At 54.9% G+C, this 19,838-nt stretch carries 23 protein-coding genes; 13 read left to right on the forward strand and 10 right to left on the reverse strand.

Annotated elements, in window-relative coordinates; all coding sequences use genetic code 11:
* The first annotated feature begins 7 nt into the window (after positions 1-7).
* The 4 genes from grxC to cysE all read left to right on the forward strand — a co-directional run bounded on the left by grxC (position 8) and on the right by cysE (position 2,677).
* Positions 8-262, forward strand: a complete 255-nt coding sequence (gene grxC / locus ACXKZD_RS00725; protein WP_010258231.1) for a glutaredoxin 3 — start codon at positions 8-10, stop codon at positions 260-262.
* A 38-nt stretch (positions 263-300) separates the two neighbouring features.
* Complete coding sequence (gene secB, locus ACXKZD_RS00730; RefSeq protein WP_010258229.1) at positions 301-771, forward strand: protein-export chaperone SecB; 471 nt, start codon at positions 301-303, stop codon at positions 769-771.
* Positions 771-1,787 (forward strand): NAD(P)H-dependent glycerol-3-phosphate dehydrogenase, encoded by a 1,017-nt coding sequence (gene gpsA, locus ACXKZD_RS00735; RefSeq protein WP_488981813.1) that lies wholly within the window; start codon positions 771-773, stop codon positions 1,785-1,787. The genes secB and gpsA overlap by 1 nt, the downstream gene beginning before the upstream one ends.
* Positions 1,788-1,855: 68 nt before the next feature.
* Entirely contained in the window at positions 1,856-2,677 is an 822-nt protein-coding gene (gene cysE, locus ACXKZD_RS00740; RefSeq protein WP_010258225.1) for a serine O-acetyltransferase, read from the forward strand.
* Here cysE and trmL read toward each other — a convergent pair.
* Genes trmL through cpxR form a run of 3 tightly spaced genes read right to left on the reverse strand, consistent with a single transcriptional unit; the run spans position 2,674 to position 5,257 of the window.
* On the reverse strand, positions 2,674-3,147 hold the full coding sequence (gene trmL, locus ACXKZD_RS00745) for a tRNA (uridine(34)/cytosine(34)/5-carboxymethylaminomethyluridine(34)-2'-O)-methyltransferase TrmL (RefSeq protein ID WP_010258223.1): 474 nt from the start codon (positions 3,145-3,147) through the stop codon (positions 2,674-2,676). The two genes, cysE and trmL, sit on opposite strands and share 4 nt — an antisense overlap.
* Positions 3,148-3,182: 35 nt before the next feature.
* Complete coding sequence (gene cpxA, locus ACXKZD_RS00750; RefSeq protein ID WP_010258221.1) at positions 3,183-4,562, reverse strand: envelope stress sensor histidine kinase CpxA; 1,380 nt, start codon at positions 4,560-4,562, stop codon at positions 3,183-3,185.
* Positions 4,559-5,257 carry an envelope stress response regulator transcription factor CpxR gene (gene cpxR, locus ACXKZD_RS00755; protein WP_009088062.1) on the reverse strand — a complete coding sequence of 233 codons (699 nt, stop codon included), beginning with the start codon at positions 5,255-5,257 and terminating at the stop codon, positions 4,559-4,561. Before cpxR ends, cpxA begins: the two co-directional genes overlap by 4 nt.
* Positions 5,258-5,405: 148 nt before the next feature.
* Here cpxR and cpxP point away from each other — a divergent pair, with 148 nt between their 5' ends.
* From cpxP to ACXKZD_RS00785, 6 genes are all read left to right on the forward strand, one after another.
* Complete coding sequence (cpxP, locus tag ACXKZD_RS00760) at positions 5,406-5,915, forward strand: cell-envelope stress modulator CpxP (protein WP_010258214.1); 510 nt, start codon at positions 5,406-5,408, stop codon at positions 5,913-5,915.
* A gap of 456 nt (positions 5,916-6,371) precedes the next feature.
* Positions 6,372-6,527 carry a con-10 family general stress protein gene (locus tag ACXKZD_RS00765; RefSeq protein ID WP_010258211.1) on the forward strand — a complete coding sequence of 52 codons (156 nt, stop codon included), beginning with the start codon at positions 6,372-6,374 and terminating at the stop codon, positions 6,525-6,527.
* A 239-nt stretch (positions 6,528-6,766) separates the two neighbouring features.
* On the forward strand, positions 6,767-7,669 hold the full coding sequence (gene fieF, locus ACXKZD_RS00770) for a CDF family cation-efflux transporter FieF (RefSeq protein WP_033786471.1): 903 nt from the start codon (positions 6,767-6,769) through the stop codon (positions 7,667-7,669).
* A gap of 207 nt (positions 7,670-7,876) precedes the next feature.
* Positions 7,877-8,839 carry a 6-phosphofructokinase gene (gene pfkA / locus ACXKZD_RS00775; RefSeq protein ID WP_003851263.1) on the forward strand — a complete coding sequence of 321 codons (963 nt, stop codon included), beginning with the start codon at positions 7,877-7,879 and terminating at the stop codon, positions 8,837-8,839.
* Between the two features lie 143 nt (positions 8,840-8,982).
* Complete coding sequence (locus ACXKZD_RS00780) at positions 8,983-9,972, forward strand: sulfate ABC transporter substrate-binding protein (protein WP_022624915.1); 990 nt, start codon at positions 8,983-8,985, stop codon at positions 9,970-9,972.
* 161 nt (positions 9,973-10,133) lie between these two features.
* Entirely contained in the window at positions 10,134-10,907 is a 774-nt protein-coding gene (locus ACXKZD_RS00785) for a CDP-diacylglycerol diphosphatase (protein ID WP_033759213.1), read from the forward strand.
* Positions 10,908-10,934: 27 nt separating this feature from the next.
* Here the strand turns inward: ACXKZD_RS00785 and tpiA are convergent, their stop codons facing one another.
* Both tpiA and ACXKZD_RS00795 read right to left on the reverse strand, forming a co-directional pair.
* Complete coding sequence (gene tpiA, locus ACXKZD_RS00790) at positions 10,935-11,702, reverse strand: triose-phosphate isomerase (RefSeq protein WP_033759211.1); 768 nt, start codon at positions 11,700-11,702, stop codon at positions 10,935-10,937.
* Between the two features lie 120 nt (positions 11,703-11,822).
* On the reverse strand, positions 11,823-12,413 hold the full coding sequence (locus tag ACXKZD_RS00795) for a DUF1454 family protein (protein WP_033759209.1): 591 nt from the start codon (positions 12,411-12,413) through the stop codon (positions 11,823-11,825).
* A gap of 98 nt (positions 12,414-12,511) precedes the next feature.
* Between ACXKZD_RS00795 and ACXKZD_RS00800 the strand changes: the two genes are divergently transcribed.
* Positions 12,512-12,946: a DUF805 domain-containing protein gene (locus ACXKZD_RS00800; protein WP_010258192.1), complete on the forward strand. Its 435-nt coding sequence runs from the start codon at positions 12,512-12,514 to the stop codon at positions 12,944-12,946.
* Here ACXKZD_RS00800 and fpr read toward each other — a convergent pair.
* On the reverse strand, positions 12,937-13,683 hold the full coding sequence (gene fpr / locus ACXKZD_RS00805) for a ferredoxin--NADP(+) reductase (protein WP_033759204.1): 747 nt from the start codon (positions 13,681-13,683) through the stop codon (positions 12,937-12,939). The two genes, ACXKZD_RS00800 and fpr, sit on opposite strands and share 10 nt — an antisense overlap.
* Before the next feature lie 273 nt (positions 13,684-13,956).
* On the opposite strand from fpr, the gene emrD reads away from it, so the two are divergent.
* A complete protein-coding gene (gene emrD, locus ACXKZD_RS00810; protein ID WP_022624918.1) occupies positions 13,957-15,150 on the forward strand; it encodes a multidrug efflux MFS transporter EmrD in 1,194 nt (397 codons plus the stop codon).
* Here emrD and glpX read toward each other — a convergent pair.
* The 3 genes from glpX to ACXKZD_RS00825 all read right to left on the reverse strand — a co-directional run bounded on the left by glpX (position 15,140) and on the right by ACXKZD_RS00825 (position 18,643).
* Positions 15,140-16,150, reverse strand: a complete 1,011-nt coding sequence (glpX, locus tag ACXKZD_RS00815; protein WP_022624919.1) for a class II fructose-bisphosphatase — start codon at positions 16,148-16,150, stop codon at positions 15,140-15,142. The two genes, emrD and glpX, sit on opposite strands and share 11 nt — an antisense overlap.
* Positions 16,151-16,246: 96 nt before the next feature.
* Positions 16,247-17,758 carry a glycerol kinase GlpK gene (gene glpK / locus ACXKZD_RS00820; protein WP_010258184.1) on the reverse strand — a complete coding sequence of 504 codons (1,512 nt, stop codon included), beginning with the start codon at positions 17,756-17,758 and terminating at the stop codon, positions 16,247-16,249.
* 30 nt (positions 17,759-17,788) lie between these two features.
* Positions 17,789-18,643: an MIP/aquaporin family protein gene (locus tag ACXKZD_RS00825; protein WP_010258182.1), complete on the reverse strand. Its 855-nt coding sequence runs from the start codon at positions 18,641-18,643 to the stop codon at positions 17,789-17,791.
* A 405-nt stretch (positions 18,644-19,048) separates the two neighbouring features.
* Between ACXKZD_RS00825 and zapB the strand changes: the two genes are divergently transcribed.
* Positions 19,049-19,288, forward strand: a complete 240-nt coding sequence (gene zapB / locus ACXKZD_RS00830; protein ID WP_003851242.1) for a cell division protein ZapB — start codon at positions 19,049-19,051, stop codon at positions 19,286-19,288.
* Positions 19,289-19,341: 53 nt separating this feature from the next.
* Here the strand turns inward: zapB and rraA are convergent, their stop codons facing one another.
* The gene (gene rraA / locus ACXKZD_RS00835; protein WP_009088032.1) at positions 19,342-19,827 is read right to left on the reverse strand and encodes a ribonuclease E activity regulator RraA; all 486 of its coding nucleotides are present in this window, start codon (positions 19,825-19,827) and stop codon (positions 19,342-19,344) included.
* Positions 19,828-19,838: the final 11 nt, after the last annotated feature.

The following is a 19,838-nucleotide window of genomic DNA, read 5'->3' on the forward strand; positions in this document are numbered from 1 at the left end:
GCTGATCATGGCAAATGTTGAAGTGTATACCAAGGCGACCTGTCCTTACTGCCATCGGGCGAAGGCGCTGTTAACGCAAAAAGGCGTATCGTTTCAGGAGATCCCCATTGATGGAGACATGGCGAAACGCGAAGAGATGATCAAGCGTAGCGGCCGCACCACCGTGCCTCAGATTTTTATTGATGCGCAGCACATTGGTGGCTGCGACGACTTATTCGCACTCGATAATCGCGAAGGTTTAGATCCCTTACTGCAGGCGTAATTTTACGCCGGACAATCTCATACATAGGATTTGGTCACATGTCAGAACATAACACCAACGAAATGCAATTCCAGATTCAGCGCGTATTCACCAAAGACATCTCTTTTGAAGCGCCAAATGCACCGCAGGTTTTCCAGAAAGAGTGGGAACCGGACGTTAAACTGGATCTGGACACTGCATCTTCTCAGCTGGCTGACGAAGTTTACGAAGTGGTACTTCGTGTGACTGTAACCGCCACCGTGGGCGAAGAGACCGCTTTCCTGTGTGAAGTTCAGCAGGCCGGTATTTTCACCATCAGCGGTATTGAAGGAACGCAGATGGCACACTGCCTGGGCGCATACTGCCCGAACATCCTGTTCCCGTACGCACGCGAATGCATTACCAGCCTGGTATCACGTGGTACCTTCCCGCAGCTGAACCTGGCACCGGTTAACTTTGATGCGCTGTTCATGAACTACCTGCAGCAGCAGCAAGGTGAAGAAGGTGCTGAACCACATCAGGATGCCTGATGACAACTCACGCTTCGATTAGCGTCATCGGTGCCGGTTCATACGGCACCGCTTTGGCGATTACGCTGGCCCGTAACGGCCATCCGGTGCTGTTGTGGGGACATAACCCGGCGCATCTGGCGCAGCTTCAGAGTGACCGTTGCAACACCGCTTTCCTGCCTGATGTCCCGTTCCCCGACCATCTTTCTATTGAACCTGATCTGACTAAAGCTATTGCTGCCAGCCGCGATTTATTGATCGTGGTGCCGAGTCATGTGTTTGGCGAGGTGCTGCAGCAGATCAAGCCTCATCTGCGATCCGACTCACGTATTGTCTGGGCGACCAAAGGGCTGGAAAAAGAGACCGGACGCCTGCTGCAGGATGTGGCGCGGGAAATTGTCGGCGATGCTATTCCGCTGGCCGTGATCTCCGGACCGACCTTTGCGAAAGAGCTGGCTGCCGGATTACCGACGGCTATCGCGCTGGCCGCAACGGATGCGCAGTTTGCTGAGGATCTGCAGCAGAAGCTGCACTGCGGTAAGAGCTTCCGCGTTTATAACAACCCTGACTTCATCGGCGTACAGCTGGGCGGCGCGGTAAAAAACGTGATTGCTATCGGTGCCGGGATCTCTGACGGGATTGGTTTTGGCGCGAATGCACGTACCGCACTGATCACCCGTGGTCTGGCTGAAATGAGCCGGCTGGGCGCCGCGCTGGGTGCCGATCCCACCACCTTTATGGGGATGGCGGGTCTGGGCGATCTGGTGCTGACCTGTACCGATAATCAGTCACGTAACCGTCGTTTTGGCATGATGCTGGGCCAGGGCGAGGATGTAGATAGCGCGCAACGCATTATCGGACAAGTTGTAGAAGGCTACAGAAACACCAAAGAAGTCAAAGCGTTGGCAGCCCGTTTTGGTGTGGAAATGCCGATCACCGAGCAGATTTATCAGGTGCTGTATTGCGAAAAACCGGCGAGAGATGCAGCATTGAGTCTGCTGGGACGAACAAGGAAGGACGAAAACAGCACTGGCTAACGCAGGACGCGTAGCATCATCACCTGCAGCGCCCATTCAGGCGCTTTTTTTATCGGGAGAAAACAGCAATGTCGTCTGATGAGTTAGAACTGGTCTGGAATAATATCAAAGCAGAAGCGCGCGCCCTGGCTGATTGTGAGCCGATGCTGGCCAGCTTCTTCCACGCGACATTGCTCAAGCATGAAAATCTCGGTAGTGCACTGAGTTATATGCTGGCCAACAAGCTGGCTAACCCGATTATGCCCGCCATCGCCATTCGTGAAATCGTTGAAGAAGCCTACCGTGAAGATCCGTCGATGATTATGTCAGCGGCGTACGATATTCAGGCGGTGCGTCAGCGTGACCCGGCAGTCGATAAATACTCCACGCCGCTGCTCTACCTCAAAGGTTTTCACGCCTTACAGGCCTACCGCATTGGTCACTGGCTGTGGAATGAAGGCCGGCGCGCGCTGGCGGTTTATCTGCAGAATGAAATTTCCGTCTCCTTTGCCGTCGATATTCATCCCGCCGCCAACATCGGCCACGGCATCATGCTCGACCATGCCACAGGCATTGTGATTGGTGAAACCGCCGTGGTTGAGAATGATGTCTCGATCCTGCAATCGGTTACGCTGGGCGGAACCGGCAAAACCAGCGGCGATCGTCACCCGAAAATCCGTGAAGGGGTGATGATTGGTGCCGGTGCGAAAGTCCTGGGCAATATTGAAGTTGGCAAGGGAGCCAAAATCGGTGCCGGATCCGTAGTGTTACAGCCCGTGCCGCCGCACACCACTGCAGCAGGCGTACCCGCGCGAATCGTTGGTAAGCCAGGCAGTGAAAAGCCGTCGATGGATATGGATCAGCACTTTAATGGCAGCCTGGCGGGTTTTCAGTTTGGCGACGGCATCTAGTCTTTAATCAGCGCGCCCGCATAATCAAGCTGGCGCCACGCTTCATAGACCACCACCGAGACGGCGTTCGACAAATTCATACTGCGGCTTTCCGCTTTCATCGGGATACGGATTTTCTGCTGAGCCGGTAACGCCGCTAAGATCTCAGCCGGAAGTCCACGGCTCTCCGGGCCAAACAGCAGATAATCGCCAGCCTGATACGCTACGGCACTGTGTGCGGGCGTACCTTTGGTCGTCAGCGCAAACAGACGCTCAGGCGACTCTGAGGCGATAAACGCCTGATAGTCGGCGTGGAATTTAATGGCAGTAAATTCGTGGTAATCCAGCCCGGCGCGGCGTAAACGCTTGTCATCCCAGGCAAAACCAAGCGGCTGAATCAGATGAAGCTGAAAGCCAGTATTGGCACACAGGCGGATGATATTGCCGGTATTCGGCGGAATTTCTGGTTCAAACAAGACAATGTTAAGCATAAGGCCCCCGATGACAGGGGCCGAAGCATAACAAATTATTGACGAGCGGAGGAGTAGAGCGGCAACCAGAGGGTCAGACGCAGGCCGCCCAATGGGCTGTCATCCGCTTTAACCCAGCCGCGATGTTGCTGCACTGCCGTTTCAACAATCGCCAGGCCAAGACCGGTGCCGCCTGATTCGCGATCGCGTGCTTCATCGGTACGGTAGAAAGGCCGGAAAATCTGTTCACGATCTTCCGGACTCACGCCTGGACCATCGTCATCAACGTGTACCGTGATGCCGGAAATATCGACGGAGAAGCTGACGCTGATATGGGTGTGTGAATAGCGCAGCGCATTGCGTACGATATTTTCCAGCGCACTCTCCAGCGCATGGGGGTTACCATAAAGCGGCCACGGGCCAGGCGGATAGGGGATATCCATCTTCTTGCCCATCTGCTCCGCTTCGAAGCGGGCATCTTCCAGCACCCCATTCCACAACTGATTCGCCTTCATCGCTTCGCTGACCAGCGCATTTTTATGCTGGGTGCGCGACAGCACCAGCAGATCGTTAATCATGCCATCAAGACGCTGTGCTTCCATCTCAATGCGGCCCAGCTCTTTGCCTTCACCCTGGCGCCGACGCAGCAGCGCGGTAGCCAGTTGCAAGCGGGTGAGCGGGGTACGAAGCTCATGGCTGATATCTGATAACAGACGTTGCTGACCGGTCATCATCCGCTCCAGCGCACTGACCATCTGGTTAAAGCTGGAACCCGCCGCCAGAAACTCCTGTGGGCCCGATTCCAGTTCCGGATGCTGACGCAGGTTTCCGCTTGCGACTTCGTCGGCAGCATATTTCAGCTTACGTGCCGGACGTGCCAGGCTCCAGGCCAGCCAGAGCAGCAGCGGGGAGCTGATGAGCATGGTGACGATAAGTAGTAACAGGGGACGGTCAAACAGCAGATTCACGAAATCGAGCTGGGAACTGTTGGCGGGACGAATCATGTAAAGCTGGTAGTTATCTTCGCCATCCCGAACGGCGAAAGGCCCTACCAGCTCAACACGACCATATTTCTTCTTCTGCGGATGATCGGCATTGTCAGACTGGCCGATAAAATTGCGGATAACCTGCATTTCGTTATGTTGCGCGCCGATCACCCGACCTTCACTCGTCACTAACAGCAGCCGCTGACCCGGCGGTGCCCACTTTTCCACTGCCCGAAACAGACGACGCCACCACATCAGATCGTTAGGGGGATCCTGTGACAGCTCTGCTTCGACGTGTTGCTCAATCATGATGCCCTGCCGCTGTTCACTCTCCAGCAGCGAGGTCATCTGTCGTGAATCGAGCTTGGGCACCATTAGCACCAGCATCAACACCAGCGCCAGCGTCAACCAGAAGATGGCGAAGATACGGGTGGTCAGACTTCCAATCATGATGCCGAAACCATCAGATAGCCGCGGCCACGTAAAGTTTTGAACCAGGGATGGCCGTCACGGCGTTCAGGCAGCTTGCGACGCAGATTGGAGATATGCATATCAATAGCGCGGTCAAAAGGCGTCAGGCGTTTGCCCAGCACTTCCTGACTCAGGTGCTCACGCGACACCACCTGGCCCAGATGCTGCGCCAGCAGATAGAGCAGGGTGAACTCCGTGCCGGTCAAATCCAGCGTGACATCATCAAAACTGGCCTCCTGACGGCCGGGATTGAGACGCAGGCAGTCCACTTCCAGCGTAGGCGAGCTATTGTCGTGTTGCTGCTGCTGTTCACTCCAGTTTGAGCGCCGCAGAATAGCGCGGATACGCGCCACCAGTTCACGATCGTTAAACGGCTTAGGCAGATAGTCATCTGCGCCCAGTTCGAGGCCCAGTACGCGATCCAGCTCGCTGCCGCGCGCCGTTAGCATGATGACGGGGGTTTGATGTTGCTGACGCAGTTCTTTCAGGGTGTCGATACCGTTTTTCTTCGGCATCATGACATCCAGTAAAAGCAGATCAATTGAGTTATCGAGCAGGTTCAGCGCTTGTTCACCATCGCTGGCTACCACCACTTCAAACCCTTCCATTTCTAACAGTTCTTTTAAAAGCGAAGTTAATTCGCGATCGTCATCTACCAACAGGATTTTATTCATTTTTGTAGCCCTCCGCAGGCAAAATACCGTGTTCCTGGCGCACCTATCCATCGCTTTACGTAGTTTTACACCCCCTGACGGATGTTTGCAGCTGTCGCCGTACACTGGCTCTCGTTGAATCGCAAAACGGAACGAACTGGAGTACACGATGCGCAAATTAACCGCCGTCGTCCTTGCCTCAGCGATGGCTCTGAGTGTCGCCAGCGCAGGTGCTAAAGATGCGACGACGATTGACGAGATGCATCATGGCGGATTGCCGACAGGCAGTATGACGCAAAATCCGCAAAGCCACATGTTCGATGGCATTGAGCTGACTGAAGAGCAACGTCAGCAGATGCGTGACCTGATGCAACAGGCCCGACATGAGCGCCCGGTCGTCCATATTGACGATATCGCAGCACTACATGAGTTAGTGACTGCAGACCAGTTTAACGAAGCGGCCATCCGCGAGAAGGCGGAAGTGATCGCCAGAGTTCAGGTTGAACAGCAGGTCGAGATGGCGCGCGTACAGAATCAAATGTTCCAGCTGCTAACGCCAGCCCAGCAGTCGGCGTTACAGCAGAATTACCAGCGGCGACTTAATGAGCTGCGACAGTTTTCGAATTTGCAGTCAGCGTCATCGCTGCAGGCAGTGAGTAGTACCAGCAGTAACCAGTAACATAGTATCCCTGTTTTCCTTGCCATAGACACATCCCTGTCTTCCCCCGCCATGATGGTGGGGGTTTTTTTTTATCTTTTTTTCACTTTTTTTATTTTGACTGGAATCATCACCCCGCAATAAAACCCCTGTTTGATTAGCGCTTGTTGAGCTTTTATGGGTAAGCCTCACCGATTCCTTACTATTCAGGTCATGACTTAAATTTAAGCGTACCGGTAAGGGTTTTACCGCCTGTTAAATATTATAACTCACTGAAAGTGAATGAATTACAGGCAGGCATAGAAAGCTTTAATTATATTTTTCAATGAGATAAATCCCCCGCGTTACGCTTGCCGGTTCAGGCGCACCCTCTACACTTAATCCTGTCACTGCAGGGAAGTTAAGTGTCTTTGCGAAGTCTCAGGGAGCAGCAACCACATTATGTAGTCCTGAATGAATCTATTAACGGAGTAATTTATGGCAGAGCATCGTGGTGGTTCAGGTAATTTCGCAGATAATCCGCAAAAAGCGTCTGAAGCCGGTAAGAAAGGCGGCCAGAGTAGCGGCGGCGGAAATTTCAAAAACGATCGTGAAAAAGCATCAGAAGCCGGGAAAAAAGGCGGCAAAAAGTAGTCGCCGGCCCTTTCTCAGCCCGGACCTGGGCCTGAATGTGGCCTGGTACTGATGTGTATGACACTTTGCCCCGACCTCCCACAGAGGCCGGGGCTTGTTTTTTTGTACCTGTCGCGCCTTCCCAAAAAAGCCTGATCCGTTGATCGACCCGCTAAGCAGTGCCCGCCTCCCGATGTTAAACTTGAGCCATTCATTCATTTTGGTGCGCATCATCACTGATGCCGCACAGGGAACCTGGCATGCAACCCTCTTATGGCCGACTGGTAAAGCGTGCTGCGCTCGGCGCGACCATTCTTGCGTCTGTGCTGTTGCTCGTGAAAATTTTTGCCTGGTGGTACACCGGTTCGGTGAGTTTACTGGCTTCTCTGGTGGATTCACTGGTGGATATCGCCGCCTCGCTGACCAATCTGCTGGTGGTGCGTTATGCACTGCAGCCTGCTGACGAAGATCATACTTTCGGGCACGGCAAAGCGGAGTCGCTGGCAGCGCTGGCGCAAAGTATGTTTATTTCCGGGTCGGCGCTGTTTCTGTTTCTGACCGGCCTGCAGCATCTGGCGACGCCCAATGAGTTGCGGGCGCCCGGCGTCGGTATTGTAGTGACCGTGGTGGCGCTGAGCTCAACGCTGGTGCTGGTGGCCTTTCAGCGCTGGGTGGTTCGTAAAACCCGCAGCCAGGCGATCCGGGCTGACATGCTGCACTATCAGTCCGACGTCATCATGAATGGCGCTATTTTGGTTGCGCTGGTGCTGAGCAGCTATGGCTTTACCCGGGCGGATGCCCTGTTTGCGCTGGGCATTGGTATTTTTATTCTCTACAGCGCACTGCGTATGGGCTACGAGGCGGTTCAGTCATTGCTGGATCGCGCGTTACCGGAAGAGGAACGGCAGCAAATCCTGACGCTTGCGACAAACTGGCCGCAGGTGCAGGGCGTTCACGATCTGCGAACCCGTCAGTCCGGGCCGACCAAATTTATTCAGCTGCATCTGGAACTGGAAGATCAGCTGCCACTGGTGCAGGCGCATCGGGTAGCCGATCAGGTTGAGAAGGCGTTACGCAAAGAATTTCCCGGGTCAGACGTAATTATCCATCAGGATCCCTGTTCTGTGGTACCGTTCGAGAGAGAGGATTCTTTAGGTTTTTAACTTAAATGAATCAAATCGATACGGCAGGGATGACGTAACGCTAACATTGCTGCAAAAAATAGTGAAAAGTTGTCTGACCTGAATCAATTCAGCAGCAAGCCTTTGATATACTATCTGCCATCACGTGTCGCGCGAGTCGTAAAATGAGCTTCAGCAGCGATCGACAGGCAGGATTAACCCTTAGTTTTGAACAATCCAGAGGTTGTCATGATCAAAAAAATTGGTGTATTAACCAGCGGCGGTGACGCCCCAGGCATGAACGCAGCTATTCGTGGCGTGGTGCGTTCCGCGCTGAGTGAAGGACTGGAAGTTTTTGGGATCTATGACGGTTACCTGGGATTGTACGAAGATCGCATGATCAATCTTGATCGCTACAGCGTTTCCGACATGATTAACCGCGGCGGCACTTTCCTGGGCTCAGCACGCTTCCCTGAGTTCCGTAATGAAGATGTGCGTCAGGTTGCCATTGAGAACATGAAAAAGCGCGGCATTGATGCGCTGGTTGTTATTGGTGGTGACGGTTCCTACATGGGGGCTAAGCGCCTGACTGAAATGGGCTTCCCGTGCATTGGTCTGCCAGGCACCATCGATAACGACGTTGCCGGAACGGATTACACTATCGGTTATTTCACTGCACTGGAAACCGTGGTTGAAGCGATTGACCGCCTGCGTGATACCTCTTCATCGCATCAGCGTATTTCGATTGTGGAAGTGATGGGTCGCTACTGTGGCGATCTGACACTGGCGGCCGCCATTGCGGGTGGCTGTGAGTTCATCGTGCTGCCTGAGTTCCCGTATACCCGTGAAGAGCTGGTAGCGGAAATCAAAGCGGGCATCGCCAAAGGTAAAAAGCACGCTATCGTGGCGATTACCGAGCACATCTGCGATATCGACGATCTGGCGCGTTTCATCGAAACAGAAACCAAGCGTGAAACCCGTTCTACCGTTCTGGGCCACATTCAGCGTGGCGGTGCACCTTGTGCGTATGACCGTATTCTGGCCTCACGCATGGGTGCCTACTCCATTGAACTGCTGATGCAGGGTTACGGCGGCCGTTGCGTCGGTATTCAGAACGAGAAGATGGTGCATCACGACATCGTCGACGCCATTGAAAATATGAAGCGTCCGTTCAAACGCGACTGGCTCGACACCGCGAAAAAACTCTATTAATTCCTCTTCGGGGTGTGCGACCTGGCGCGCCCCGGCATCCCGCCTCTATATTCCCCATGGTTATAACAGCTTATTTTTAATTCTTTTAGCTCTGTATTGGTTTATGTCACGCTTAGCCCATAACGACATTGGGAGAGTGCGTAATGAACAAGTGGAGTATCGGCGTTACCCTGTTGCTGGCCTCAACCAGCGTTCTGGCGAAAGACATTCAGCTGTTAAACGTTTCCTACGATCCAACGCGTGAGCTATACGAACAGTACAACAAAGCGTTCAGTGCGCACTACAAACAGGAAACCGGCGATAATGTCGTGGTCCGTCAGTCGCATGGCGGTTCCGGTAAGCAGGCGACCTCCGTGATTAACGGCATTCGGGCGGATGTGGTCACACTGGCGTTGCAATCGGATGTTGATGCCATTGCAGAACGCGGTCGTATTGATAAAAACTGGATTCAGCGTCTGCCGGACAACTCTGCGCCCTACACCTCGACCATTGTCTTCCTGGTTCGTAAAGACAACCCTAAAGGCATCCATGACTGGAGCGACCTGACGAAGCCAGGCGTATCTGTTATCACCCCTAACCCGAAAACGTCCGGCGGCGCACGCTGGAACTATCTGGCGGCCTGGGGCTGGGCGCTGGATCATAACAACGGCGATCAGGCTAAAGCGCTGGCTTACGTCAGAGCGCTGTTTAAAAACGTTGAAGTGCAGGATTCCGGTGCACGCGGCGCAACCAACACCTTCGTTGAGCGCGGGATTGGTGATGTGCTGATCGCCTGGGAAAACGAAGCCTATCTGGCGGTTAACAAGCTGGGCAAAGACAAGTTCGAGATTGTCACTCCGAGCGAATCGATTCTGGCGGAACCGACCGTGTCGGTGGTCGATAAAGTGGTAGATGAAAAGGGGACGCGTAAAGTCGCCGACGCTTATCTGAAATACCTCTACTCGCCAGAAGGCCAGACTATCGCTGCACAGAACTACTACCGTCCGCGTGATGCTGAAATTGCGAAGAAATTCGCCAGCACCTTTGCGCCAGTGAAGCTGTTTACCATTCAGGACAAGTTTGGTGGCTGGACACAGGCTCAGAAAGCTCACTTCGCCGATGGCGGCAGCTATGACCAGGTCATGAAACCGTAATGCGTTGCGGTCAGCGCATCCCTGCGCTGGCCGCTTATCCTCTACCATCCCAGTTTTTCTCTTCTCCGCCCAGCCGCTGGGTTATCTGCCAGAATTCCCCGTGACATTTTTTTCTCGCCAGGCGAGGATGCAGGCTGCTAAGCCATTCAGGAAGCGTTGTTATGCCGACACATCGTCGTGCAACCCGCCTGGTTGCGGTTCTGCTGGTACTGGTCATTGCGGGGATGCTGGCTGCCGCACTGCATTTCAAAAAGAACAGTGATGCGTTGTGGCAGATCGTCAGCGAGAAATGTCTGCCTCACCAGCAGAGTAGTGGAGAACCTGCGCCCTGTCAGCGCGTCGATCAGCGGCATCGCTATGCCATGCTGAAAGATATGCACGGGCCGTTGCAGTATCTGCTGATCCCGATCGACAGGATCACCGGCATCGAAAGCCCGGGGTTACTGCAATCCGCTACGCCCAACTACTTTGCCCTTGCCTGGAATGAGCGGACTCTGCTTGCGCAGCGACACGGCTCACCTATTGATGATCGGGTCCTGTCACTGGCTATCAATTCACAGTATGGCCGCACGCAGAACCAGCTCCATATTCATATCTCCTGCCTGCGACCCGATGTGCGTCAGCAGCTTGATCAGCTGACGCCGCAGCTTAACGGGCGGTGGCAGAGTATCACGCTGCGTAAGCACCGCTACTGGCTGCGTGCATTGACCCCGGACGAGCTGACCCGGCAGAGTGCGTTTATCCGACTGGCCGATGAGCGGCCAGAGGCACGCAGTGAGATGGGGAAATATGGGCTGGCACTGGCTGAATTAAGTGATGGACGACTGGTGCTGATGGCGATAGAGCGAAACTGGCTGCTGCTGAACAGCGGTTCGGCGGAGGAGGTACAGGATCACGCCTGTCAGCTGATAGCGCCCATAAAAAAGGCGGCTTAAGCCGCCTTTAATCGGTACGTTTACTGCTTAGGCGCTTTTTGCAGCCGCAGCAGCTTTAACGATCACAGCGAAAGCGTCCGCTTTCAGTGAAGCACCGCCAACCAGCGCGCCATCGATGTCAGGCTGGGTGAAGAGCTCAGCCGCATTTTTATCGTTAACTGAGCCGCCGTACTGGATGATGACCTGTTCTGCGATAGCCGCATCTTTCTTCGCGATATGGTCACGAATGAATTTGTGAACGGCCTGAGCCTGAGCAGGGGTGGCAGATTTGCCGGTACCGATGGCCCAGACTGGCTCATAAGCGATGACCGCATCTTTAAACGCTTCTGCGCCCTGACTTTCCAGAACGGCATCCAGCTGACGAGCGCAGACTTCTTCGGTTTTACCCGCTTCGTTTTCCGCTTCGGTTTCACCAATGCACAGCACCGGTACCAGGCCCACTGACTTCAGCACTGCGTATTTCTTCGCGATGAATTCGTCGCTCTCTTTGTGGTAAGTGCGGCGCTCTGAGTGACCGATAATGATATATTTCGCGCCGATATCTTTCAGCATCTCTGCGGAAACTTCACCGGTAAACGCACCAGACAGGTTAACGTCTACGTTCTGCGCACCCAGTGCGATGTGGCTACCGGAGATGGCGTGTTTTGCCTGCTCGAGATAGAGAGCTGGCGGTGCAATGGCGACGCCACAACCCTCAACGCCAGACAGTTCCTTGCGCAGACCGGCGATCAGTTCAGCTGTGATCTGCTTGCTGCCATTCAACTTCCAGTTACCCATAACCAGTGGATGTCGCATTCTATCCTCCGCATAAAGCGATACATGAAAAATCGCTGCCAGCTGGCAGCGTTGTCTGCCAGACAGTATAGAGATCAAATGTAGCGATGGCTTTGCTTTTCGTCATTTTCGGCCTCATCATCAGGGGCTGGCGAGCGCCAGTTTGACCGGCTCAACGGCGAAGGTCAGCCCCTTGTCGCCGTTGTCAGCCACCACAAAACGCAACGCGCCCTCGACCTGCGCAAAGTAGGGTAAATCCTTACCTTGCTTCAGCAAACCCTCCAGCTTTTTACGTCCCTCATCGGCGCTCAGTCCCGGTACAAAGAAGCGCAACATGGCGGTCATGTAGGCCAGCGCTTTTTGCTGTGAGGCGTTCTGATCCGGACCTGGCAACGGTAGCCAGGTAATCTGCAGCGTCTTAATTTTGCCGGTACCGGGCTCCAGCGCGGTAGACGCATAGAGGGTCTCGTTGATTTTGCTGGCGGCGCGCGTCAGGGTGCTTTTGTCGCCCCGATTATCAATGGCGCGATATTCCGGCAGCATCAGCGCCCCGTTGGCCTGATTATACTTTTCGCGGAACTGGCCGATAGTCATATCAAAGGTGGGGGCGCCCGCCAGCAGATAGGGGGCGGTGGGCAACGCATCGGTCCGTTCCTGCGGTGGCGGATCGGCGGCAAAGACCGGAACCGTCAGCGCAAACGATAACAGCAGTGCGCCAGGCAAATTCTTCATTTTGTCGATCCTAACCCGTAAACTCAGGCGCAAATTAAAACGGTTTTTATCCGCAAGGTCAAAACCGCAGCGGTTCTCTTCTCTCTGGATGATAATGCATGACGTTACAACAATGGTGTTTTTCCTGGCGCGGCCGGCTGGGACGACGTGATTTCTGGATCTGGCAGGCGGTCTGGTTGCTGACAACAACCCTGTTATTCGCGTTAGCGGCTAACGACTGGCTTGATACTCAGATGGCGGCCTTTGGCGTGGTCTGCCTGCTGTGGCCCGCCAGCGCGGTTATCGTTAAACGGTTGCACGATCGTAATCGCCGTGGCTACTGGGGATTTCTGGTGATTGTTGCCTGGCTGCTGGTGGCAGGGAACTGGAGCATGCTGGACGGCATACTGCCCTGGCTGTTGGGTCGCGCCATTCCGTTTGTGTTACTGGCTGGCCTGCTGCTCGATCTCGGTCTCTTTCGCGGTACCCCCGGCGCTAACCGGTTTGGTACCGCGACTCAACCGGTGAGATACCGGCAAACGGCTCACCAGTAATGTTCGCTGGTGATATGGCCCGGCTTACGCTTCAGGTGCTTGCGCATCTCGCGCGTCTCTTTCAGTAATTGCTGGGTATCACGCACCATCTGCGGGTTGCCGCACAGCATCACATGGCTGCTGTCGGCATCCAGGCTTAACCCGGTGGCGCGCTCCAGCTCACCGTTTTCGATCAACGCCGGGACCCGGCCAGTCAGCGAACCGGCGATCTCTTCGCGACTCACCACCGTCTGGATGTGCAGCTTGCCTTGATAATGTTGTTGCAGTTGCTGCATCAGCGGCAAAAAGCTCAGATCGGCCGCATAGCGTGCAGCATGGACCAGCACGATGTTTTCAAAGCGATCCAGCCCTTCGCCCTGCTGTAGCATCGACAGGTAGGGGCCAATAGCGGTGCCGGTTGCCAGCATCCATAAGGTTTTGCTTTCAGGGACCTCATCCAGCACAAAGAATCCTGCCGCTTCTTTGGTGACCATCACCTGATCGCCAGGCCGAAGTGCCTGCAGATGCGGACTCAGTTTGCCCTCTGGCACGGTGACCAGGTAAAACTCCAGCAGATCATCTTTCGGCGCATTGACGTAAGAGTAAGCGCGCTGTACCCGCTCACCGTCGATTTCCAGTGCCAGCTTGGCAAATTGCCCGGCGATAAAGGGATCGATGGGCGCTTTTACCCGGAGACTGAACAGCGCATCCGTCCAGTTTTTCACTTCCTTTACTTCAGCATTGACCCACTCAGCCATAATCACTCCCTGGTTGTTGATTATTCAGGCAGGTCACTATTTTCGCGGCTGCCCGGTGAGATTGCCAGCCTGCGCCGGGGCAAAGGCTCTAATCGACAAACTGTTACTTTGTCTTTACAGGCTGGCCCATAAACTTGACAGGCGCAAGCCGGGACCTTTTCGCTTACCTCTCGCTTTGTCATCTAATCCTGATATTTTGCCCGCCATAACAAGATGACTGGCGGGTGAACCGCTGTTTTAACCTCCTTTCACAGAAAGAAATTTTGCATAATCATGATGACTAAACTCGAAAATCGCCCGCTGCTGGTGATGCTCATTGTGCTGGTGGCAGTAGGGCAGATGGCACAGACTATCTACGTCCCGGCGATGTCGGTGATGGCGGATGCTCTGAATGTGCGGGATGGCGCGCTGCAGCGTGTGATGGCGGCCTATCTGATGACCTATGGCGGATCCCAGCTGATCTATGGCCCGCTGTCAGACAGCATCGGTCGTCGTCCGGTGATTCTGGCGGGCATGATGATCTTTATGATCGGCGCAATTACGGCACTGATGGCGACGTCGCTCGATATGCTGGTGTTCGGCAGCGCTGTTCAGGGACTGGGCACCGGCGTAGCTGGCGTGATGGCCCGCACCATGCCGCGCGATCTCTACGAGGGGCACGCACTGCGCCGCGCTAACAGCCTGCTTAATATGGGCATTCTGGTCAGCCCGCTGCTGGCGCCGGTGATTGGTGCACTGCTGACGCAGCTCTTTGGCTGGCACGCCTGCTTTGCCTTTCTGCTGCTGCTTTGTCTGGCGGTAACCGTCTCAATGGCACGCTGGCTACCGGAGACCCGACCGCAGAGCGCGGAAGTGACCCCTTTCTTTAAACGCTACGCCCGCCTGCTCAGCGACGCGAATTTCGTTCGCTACATTGTGCTGCTGATTGGCGCGCTGGCCGGGATTGCGGTATTTGAGTCGAGCTGTGGCGTTCTGCTGGGCGGCGTGCTCGGCCTGCATAGCCTGACCGTCAGCATCCTGTTCATCCTGCCGATTCCGGCAGCATTTTTTGGTGCCTGGTTTGCCGGTCGCGAGCAGGGTTCATGGCACAGTCTGATGTGGTGGGGCGTAAATAGCTGCCTGCTGGCGGGCATCCTGATGTGGATCCCGGCATGGTTCGGCGTGATGAATATCTGGACGCTGCTGGTTCCGGCTGCGCTGTTCTTCTTTGGGGCTGGCATGCTGTTCCCGCTGGCGACTTCAGGCGCGATGGAACCTTATGCCTGGCTGGCGGGTAGCGCGGGCGCGCTGATTGGCGGGATGCAGAACCTGGGATCGGGCCTGGTGGCGTGGCTGTCAGCCATGATGCCGCAGCGCGATCAGTTCAGCCTTGGCATGCTGATGTTCTTCACGGCGCTGGTGATGCTGCTCTGCTGGTTGCCGCTCTCACGTCAGCCGGAGCGCGGCAACCAGCCGGTTACAGGATAAAGGGATGGAGCGCCGGATCTTTACGGTCGAGATAGTGAATCGACTGAATACGGCGGATGGTGCGTGATTTACCGCGAATCAGCAGGGTCTCGCTGGTGGCGATATTGCCCTGACGCGTAATGCCTTTCAGTAGTTCGCCACTGGTAATGCCGGTGGCGGCAAACACCACATTGTCATTGCGAGCCATCTCGTTCAGCGTCAGCTTTTTGCCCGCTTCAATCCCCATCTCTGCGCAGCGCTGTAGCTCCTGCTCACCCAGCAGACGGTTTTCAGCGCTGTCGCCTTTCACGTGGTGACGCGCCAGTAACCGGCCCTGCATATCCCCATCCAGCGCGCGGATCACCGCCGCAGAGACCACGCCTTCCGGTGCGCCGCCGATGCCATACATCACATCCACTTCGCTGTCCGGCATGCAGGTCAGAATGGAGGCAGCGACATCGCCATCCGGGAAGGTAAACACCCGCACGCCCAGCTGCTGCAACTGACTGATCACTGCGTCATGACGTGGCTTTGCCAGAATCGATACGGTTAGCTGTGATAGCGGCTTATTCATCGCGATGGCGATATTACGCAGGTTGGTTTCCAGCGGCAGGTCGAGATCGATCTCTCCACGCGCTGCGGGGCCAACAATCAGCTTCTCCATGTACATGTCGGGTGCGTGCAGAAAGCTGCCCTTATCGCCTACAGCCATCACCGCCAGCGCATTAGCCTGGCCAAGCGCCGTCATGCGGGTGCCTTCAATCGGATCGACCGCAATGTCGACCGCATCGCCGCGGCCGGTACCGACTTTTTCACCGATATAGAGCATCGGAGCTTCGTCGATTTCGCCTTCACCGATCACAATCTGACCGTCGATTTCAATGGAGTTCAGGACATGACGCATGGCATGGACAGCCGCGCCGTCAGCCGCATTTTTGTCGCCGCGTCCTAACCAGTGATAGCCTGCCAGGGCGGCAGCTTCGGTTACGCGGGAAAATTCAATGGCAAGTTCTCGTTTCATGGCATCTACCTGACAAAAAACAGGCAGGCAGTGTAACACAGCGGGGCAGTGGAGCGGGGAAAAGGCCCGCGACAGCAAGGGTCGCGGGCATTGATATTACTCTTGTTCTTCCCACGCCTGGGCGCGGGCTACAGCTTTTTTCCAGCCAGCATAACGGAAGTTACGCTCGGTGGTTTCCAGGCTTGGACGGAATTCACGCTCAATAACTGCTTTAGAGCGGACTTCATCCAGATCCTGCCAGAAGCCGACAGCCAGACCTGCCAGATAAGCAGAACCCAGCGCGGTGACTTCACGCACTTCCGGACGCTCAACACGGGTGCCGAGGATGTCTGACTGGAACTGCATCAGGAAGTTGTTGGAAACCGCGCCACCATCGACACGCAGCGCCTGCAGGCGGGTGTTGGCATCGTTCTGCATCGCTTCCAGCACGTCGCGCGTCTGATAAGCGATAGACTCCAGCGTCGCACGGATGATGTGGTTAGCATTAGCACCACGGGTCAGGCCGAAGATAGCACCACGGGCATACGGGTCCCAGTAAGGAGCGCCCAGGCCGGTGAAAGCAGGCACCATGTAAACGCCGTTGGTGTCTTTCACTTTCATCGCAAAGTATTCAGAGTCAGCAGCTTCACTGATCAGCTTCATCTCATCGCGCAGCCACTGAATAGAGGCGCCACCGATAAACACAGCCCCTTCCAGTGCATAGTTCACTTCACCGCGCGGGCCACAGGCGATAGTGGTCAGCAGACCGTGCGTTGAGGTTACCGCTTCAGTACCGGTGTTCATCAGCATAAAGCAGCCGGTGCCGTAGGTGTTTTTCGCCATGCCAGGCTGAACACAGAGCTGGCCATACAGCGCAGCCTGCTGGTCACCGGCAATACCGGCGATTGGAATACGTGTACCGCCTTTACCGCCGATGTTGGTCTGACCATAGACTTCAGAAGAGGACTTCACTTCTGGCAGCATTTCACGCGGGATATCCAGGATATCCAGCATACGCTGATCCCACTCCAGCTTATGGATGTTAAACATCATGGTACGGGAGGCGTTGGTATAGTCGGTGATATGCACGCGGCCCTGGGTCATTTTCCAGACCAGCCAGGTATCGACGGTACCAAACAGCAGCTCGCCACGTTTTGCTCGCTCACGTGAGCCTTCAACGTGATCCAGGATCCACTTCACTTTGGTTCCGGAGAAGTAAGGGTTAATCACCAGACCGGTGGTGTGCTGGATATACTCTTCCAGACCCTCTTTCTTCAGTTTGTGACAGTAGTCGGCGGTGCGGGGATCCTGCCAGACGATGGCGTTGTAGATCGGCTTGCCGGTCTCTTTTTCCCAGACGATAGCGGTTTCGCGCTGGTTGGTGATACCGATTGCCGCAATCTCATCAGAGCGGATGTCGGCATGGGCCAGCACTTCAACCAGCGTTGAGCTTTGTGAAGCCCAGATATCCATTGGATCATGTTCAACCCAGCCCGCTTTCGGGTAGATCTGGGTGAATTCGCGCTGCGATACCGCGACGATATTAGAGTCGTGGTCGAGAATGACAGCGCGTGAGCTGGTTGTGCCCTGATCGAGCGCGACAATATATTTTTTATCTGTGGTAGTCATAAATTCTGTCCTGATGATAAAAGGTGAAACTTACGCTTTACGCTGCTGAGCGCGTGCAACCGGTTTGTCTGCTGGAACGCTTGCAGGTTCCTGGGCGGTACCTGGCAGGTAGCGACCAATCAGTGTGCGATAACCTACTGCACCCAGGCAGGCACCGACCAGCGGGCCAAAAATCGGCACGAGGAAGTAAGGGATGTCACGACCACCGGTAAAGGCAACGTTACCCCAGCCTGCCAGCCATGCGAAGATCTTCGGTCCGAAATCACGAGCCGGGTTAAGGGCGAAGCCGGTCAGAGGACCCATGGAGCCACCGATAACCGCAACCAGCAGGCCAATCAGCAGTGGAGCCAGGGGGCCACGCGGAATGCCGTTGCCGTCATCCGTCAGACCCATAATGACCGCCATTAATACTGCAGTGATGACCATCTCAACCAGGAAGGCCTGGCCGACACCGATATGTGGATTAGGGTAGGTTGAGAAGATGCCTGCCAGGTCGAGACTTTCAACCGTGCCGCGCACCATCTGGTGGCTCTGCTCATAATCAAAAAACAGGCTGTAGTAGAGACCGTATACCAGCGCCGCGGCACAAAAGGCACCGGCAATCTGCGATACGATATAAGGCAGAACTTTACGTCCTTCAAAATTAGCAAACAGGCAGAGCGCAACGGTAATTGCCGGGTTCAGGTGCGCGCCCGAAATGCCTGCGGTGAGGTAGGCGGCCATGGAAACGCCAAGACCCCAGATGATGCAGATTTCCCACTGACCGAAGGCGGCACCGGCGAGTTTCAGTGCAGCCACACAGCCTGCGCCAAAGAAAATAATCAAGCCTGTCCCCAGAAATTCGGCAATACACTGACCTTTGAGCGTGTTAGTTGTCTGACTCATAATAGTGGTTCCTGAAGCGAGGTTAAATTTTATCAGTTTTTGTTCTCATTCCATGAGGCACCCAGCTTTAATGTAGGGCTGGTGTGAATTTATCGTTAACGAACATAAACGAGAAATAGCGAAATCGTTTTTTGTGTACTGTGTCATAAAAATGCGCGTTTTCGCGTATTCTGGCTTTCCTTAGCCAATATTCGCGCCTGATGACGGGGATAACGGACCCGTACCAGAAAGCAGTCGCAGTAAGCGCAGCGTAAATTCAGGGATTGGCTGAAAAGTGTTACAGACTACGCCCGCAGCGGCCGCGTTGCTGGACTTGCGGGGTGAGGCTACATACAATCGGGACAACGTTGCTGGCTTAAGCTGGCATCATCAACGCCTTGCAGGAATTTAGGAGAGGTCAGAAAGATGTCATTTGAAGTGTTTGAGAAACTGGAAGCGAAAGTACAGCAGGCGATTGATACCATCACCCTGTTGCAGATGGAAATCGAAGAGCTGAAAGAGCAGAACAACTCACTGCGTAACGATGCGCAACAAGTCGCGGGCAACCACGATGCGCTGATGCGTGAAAATCAGCACCTGAAAGAAGAGCAACACGTGTGGCAGGAACGTCTGCGTGCATTGCTGGGAAAAATGGAAGAGGTTTGAAGCCTCAGCTGATGTGAAAAACGGGTGCTCAGGCACCCGTTTTCATGTCTGGCCTATTCGAGGTCCAGCGCATCCTCTGACAGAATGATACCGGTGTTGTCGGCATAGAGATGGTCGCCGGAGAAGAAGGTGACGCCGCCGAAATTAACGCGCACATCGCTTTCGCCAATCCCTTCACCCGCAGCGCCTGCCGGAATCGCGGCAATCGCCTGAATGCCAATCTCCAGCTCTTCCAGCTCATCAACCTGGCGTACCGAACCGTAAATCACCAGACCTTCCCACTCGTTGGTTGCCGCCAGACGTGCCAGCTGCGCATCCACCAGTGCACGGCGCACTGAGCCGCCGCCATCAATCACCAGTACCCGACCCCGGCCATTCTCTTCCAGCAGATCGTAAAGTAAGCCGTTGTCTTCAAAGCATTTCACTGTGGTAATCTGACCACCGAATGAAGTGCGCCCACCAAAATTTGAAAAAAGCGGTTCAACAACATTCACTTCTTCATGGTAGATATCGCAGAGTTCAGATGTATCGTATTTCATAAGGGTTTCGT

Source organism: Pantoea sp. ABR1s, from assembly GCF_057812235.1.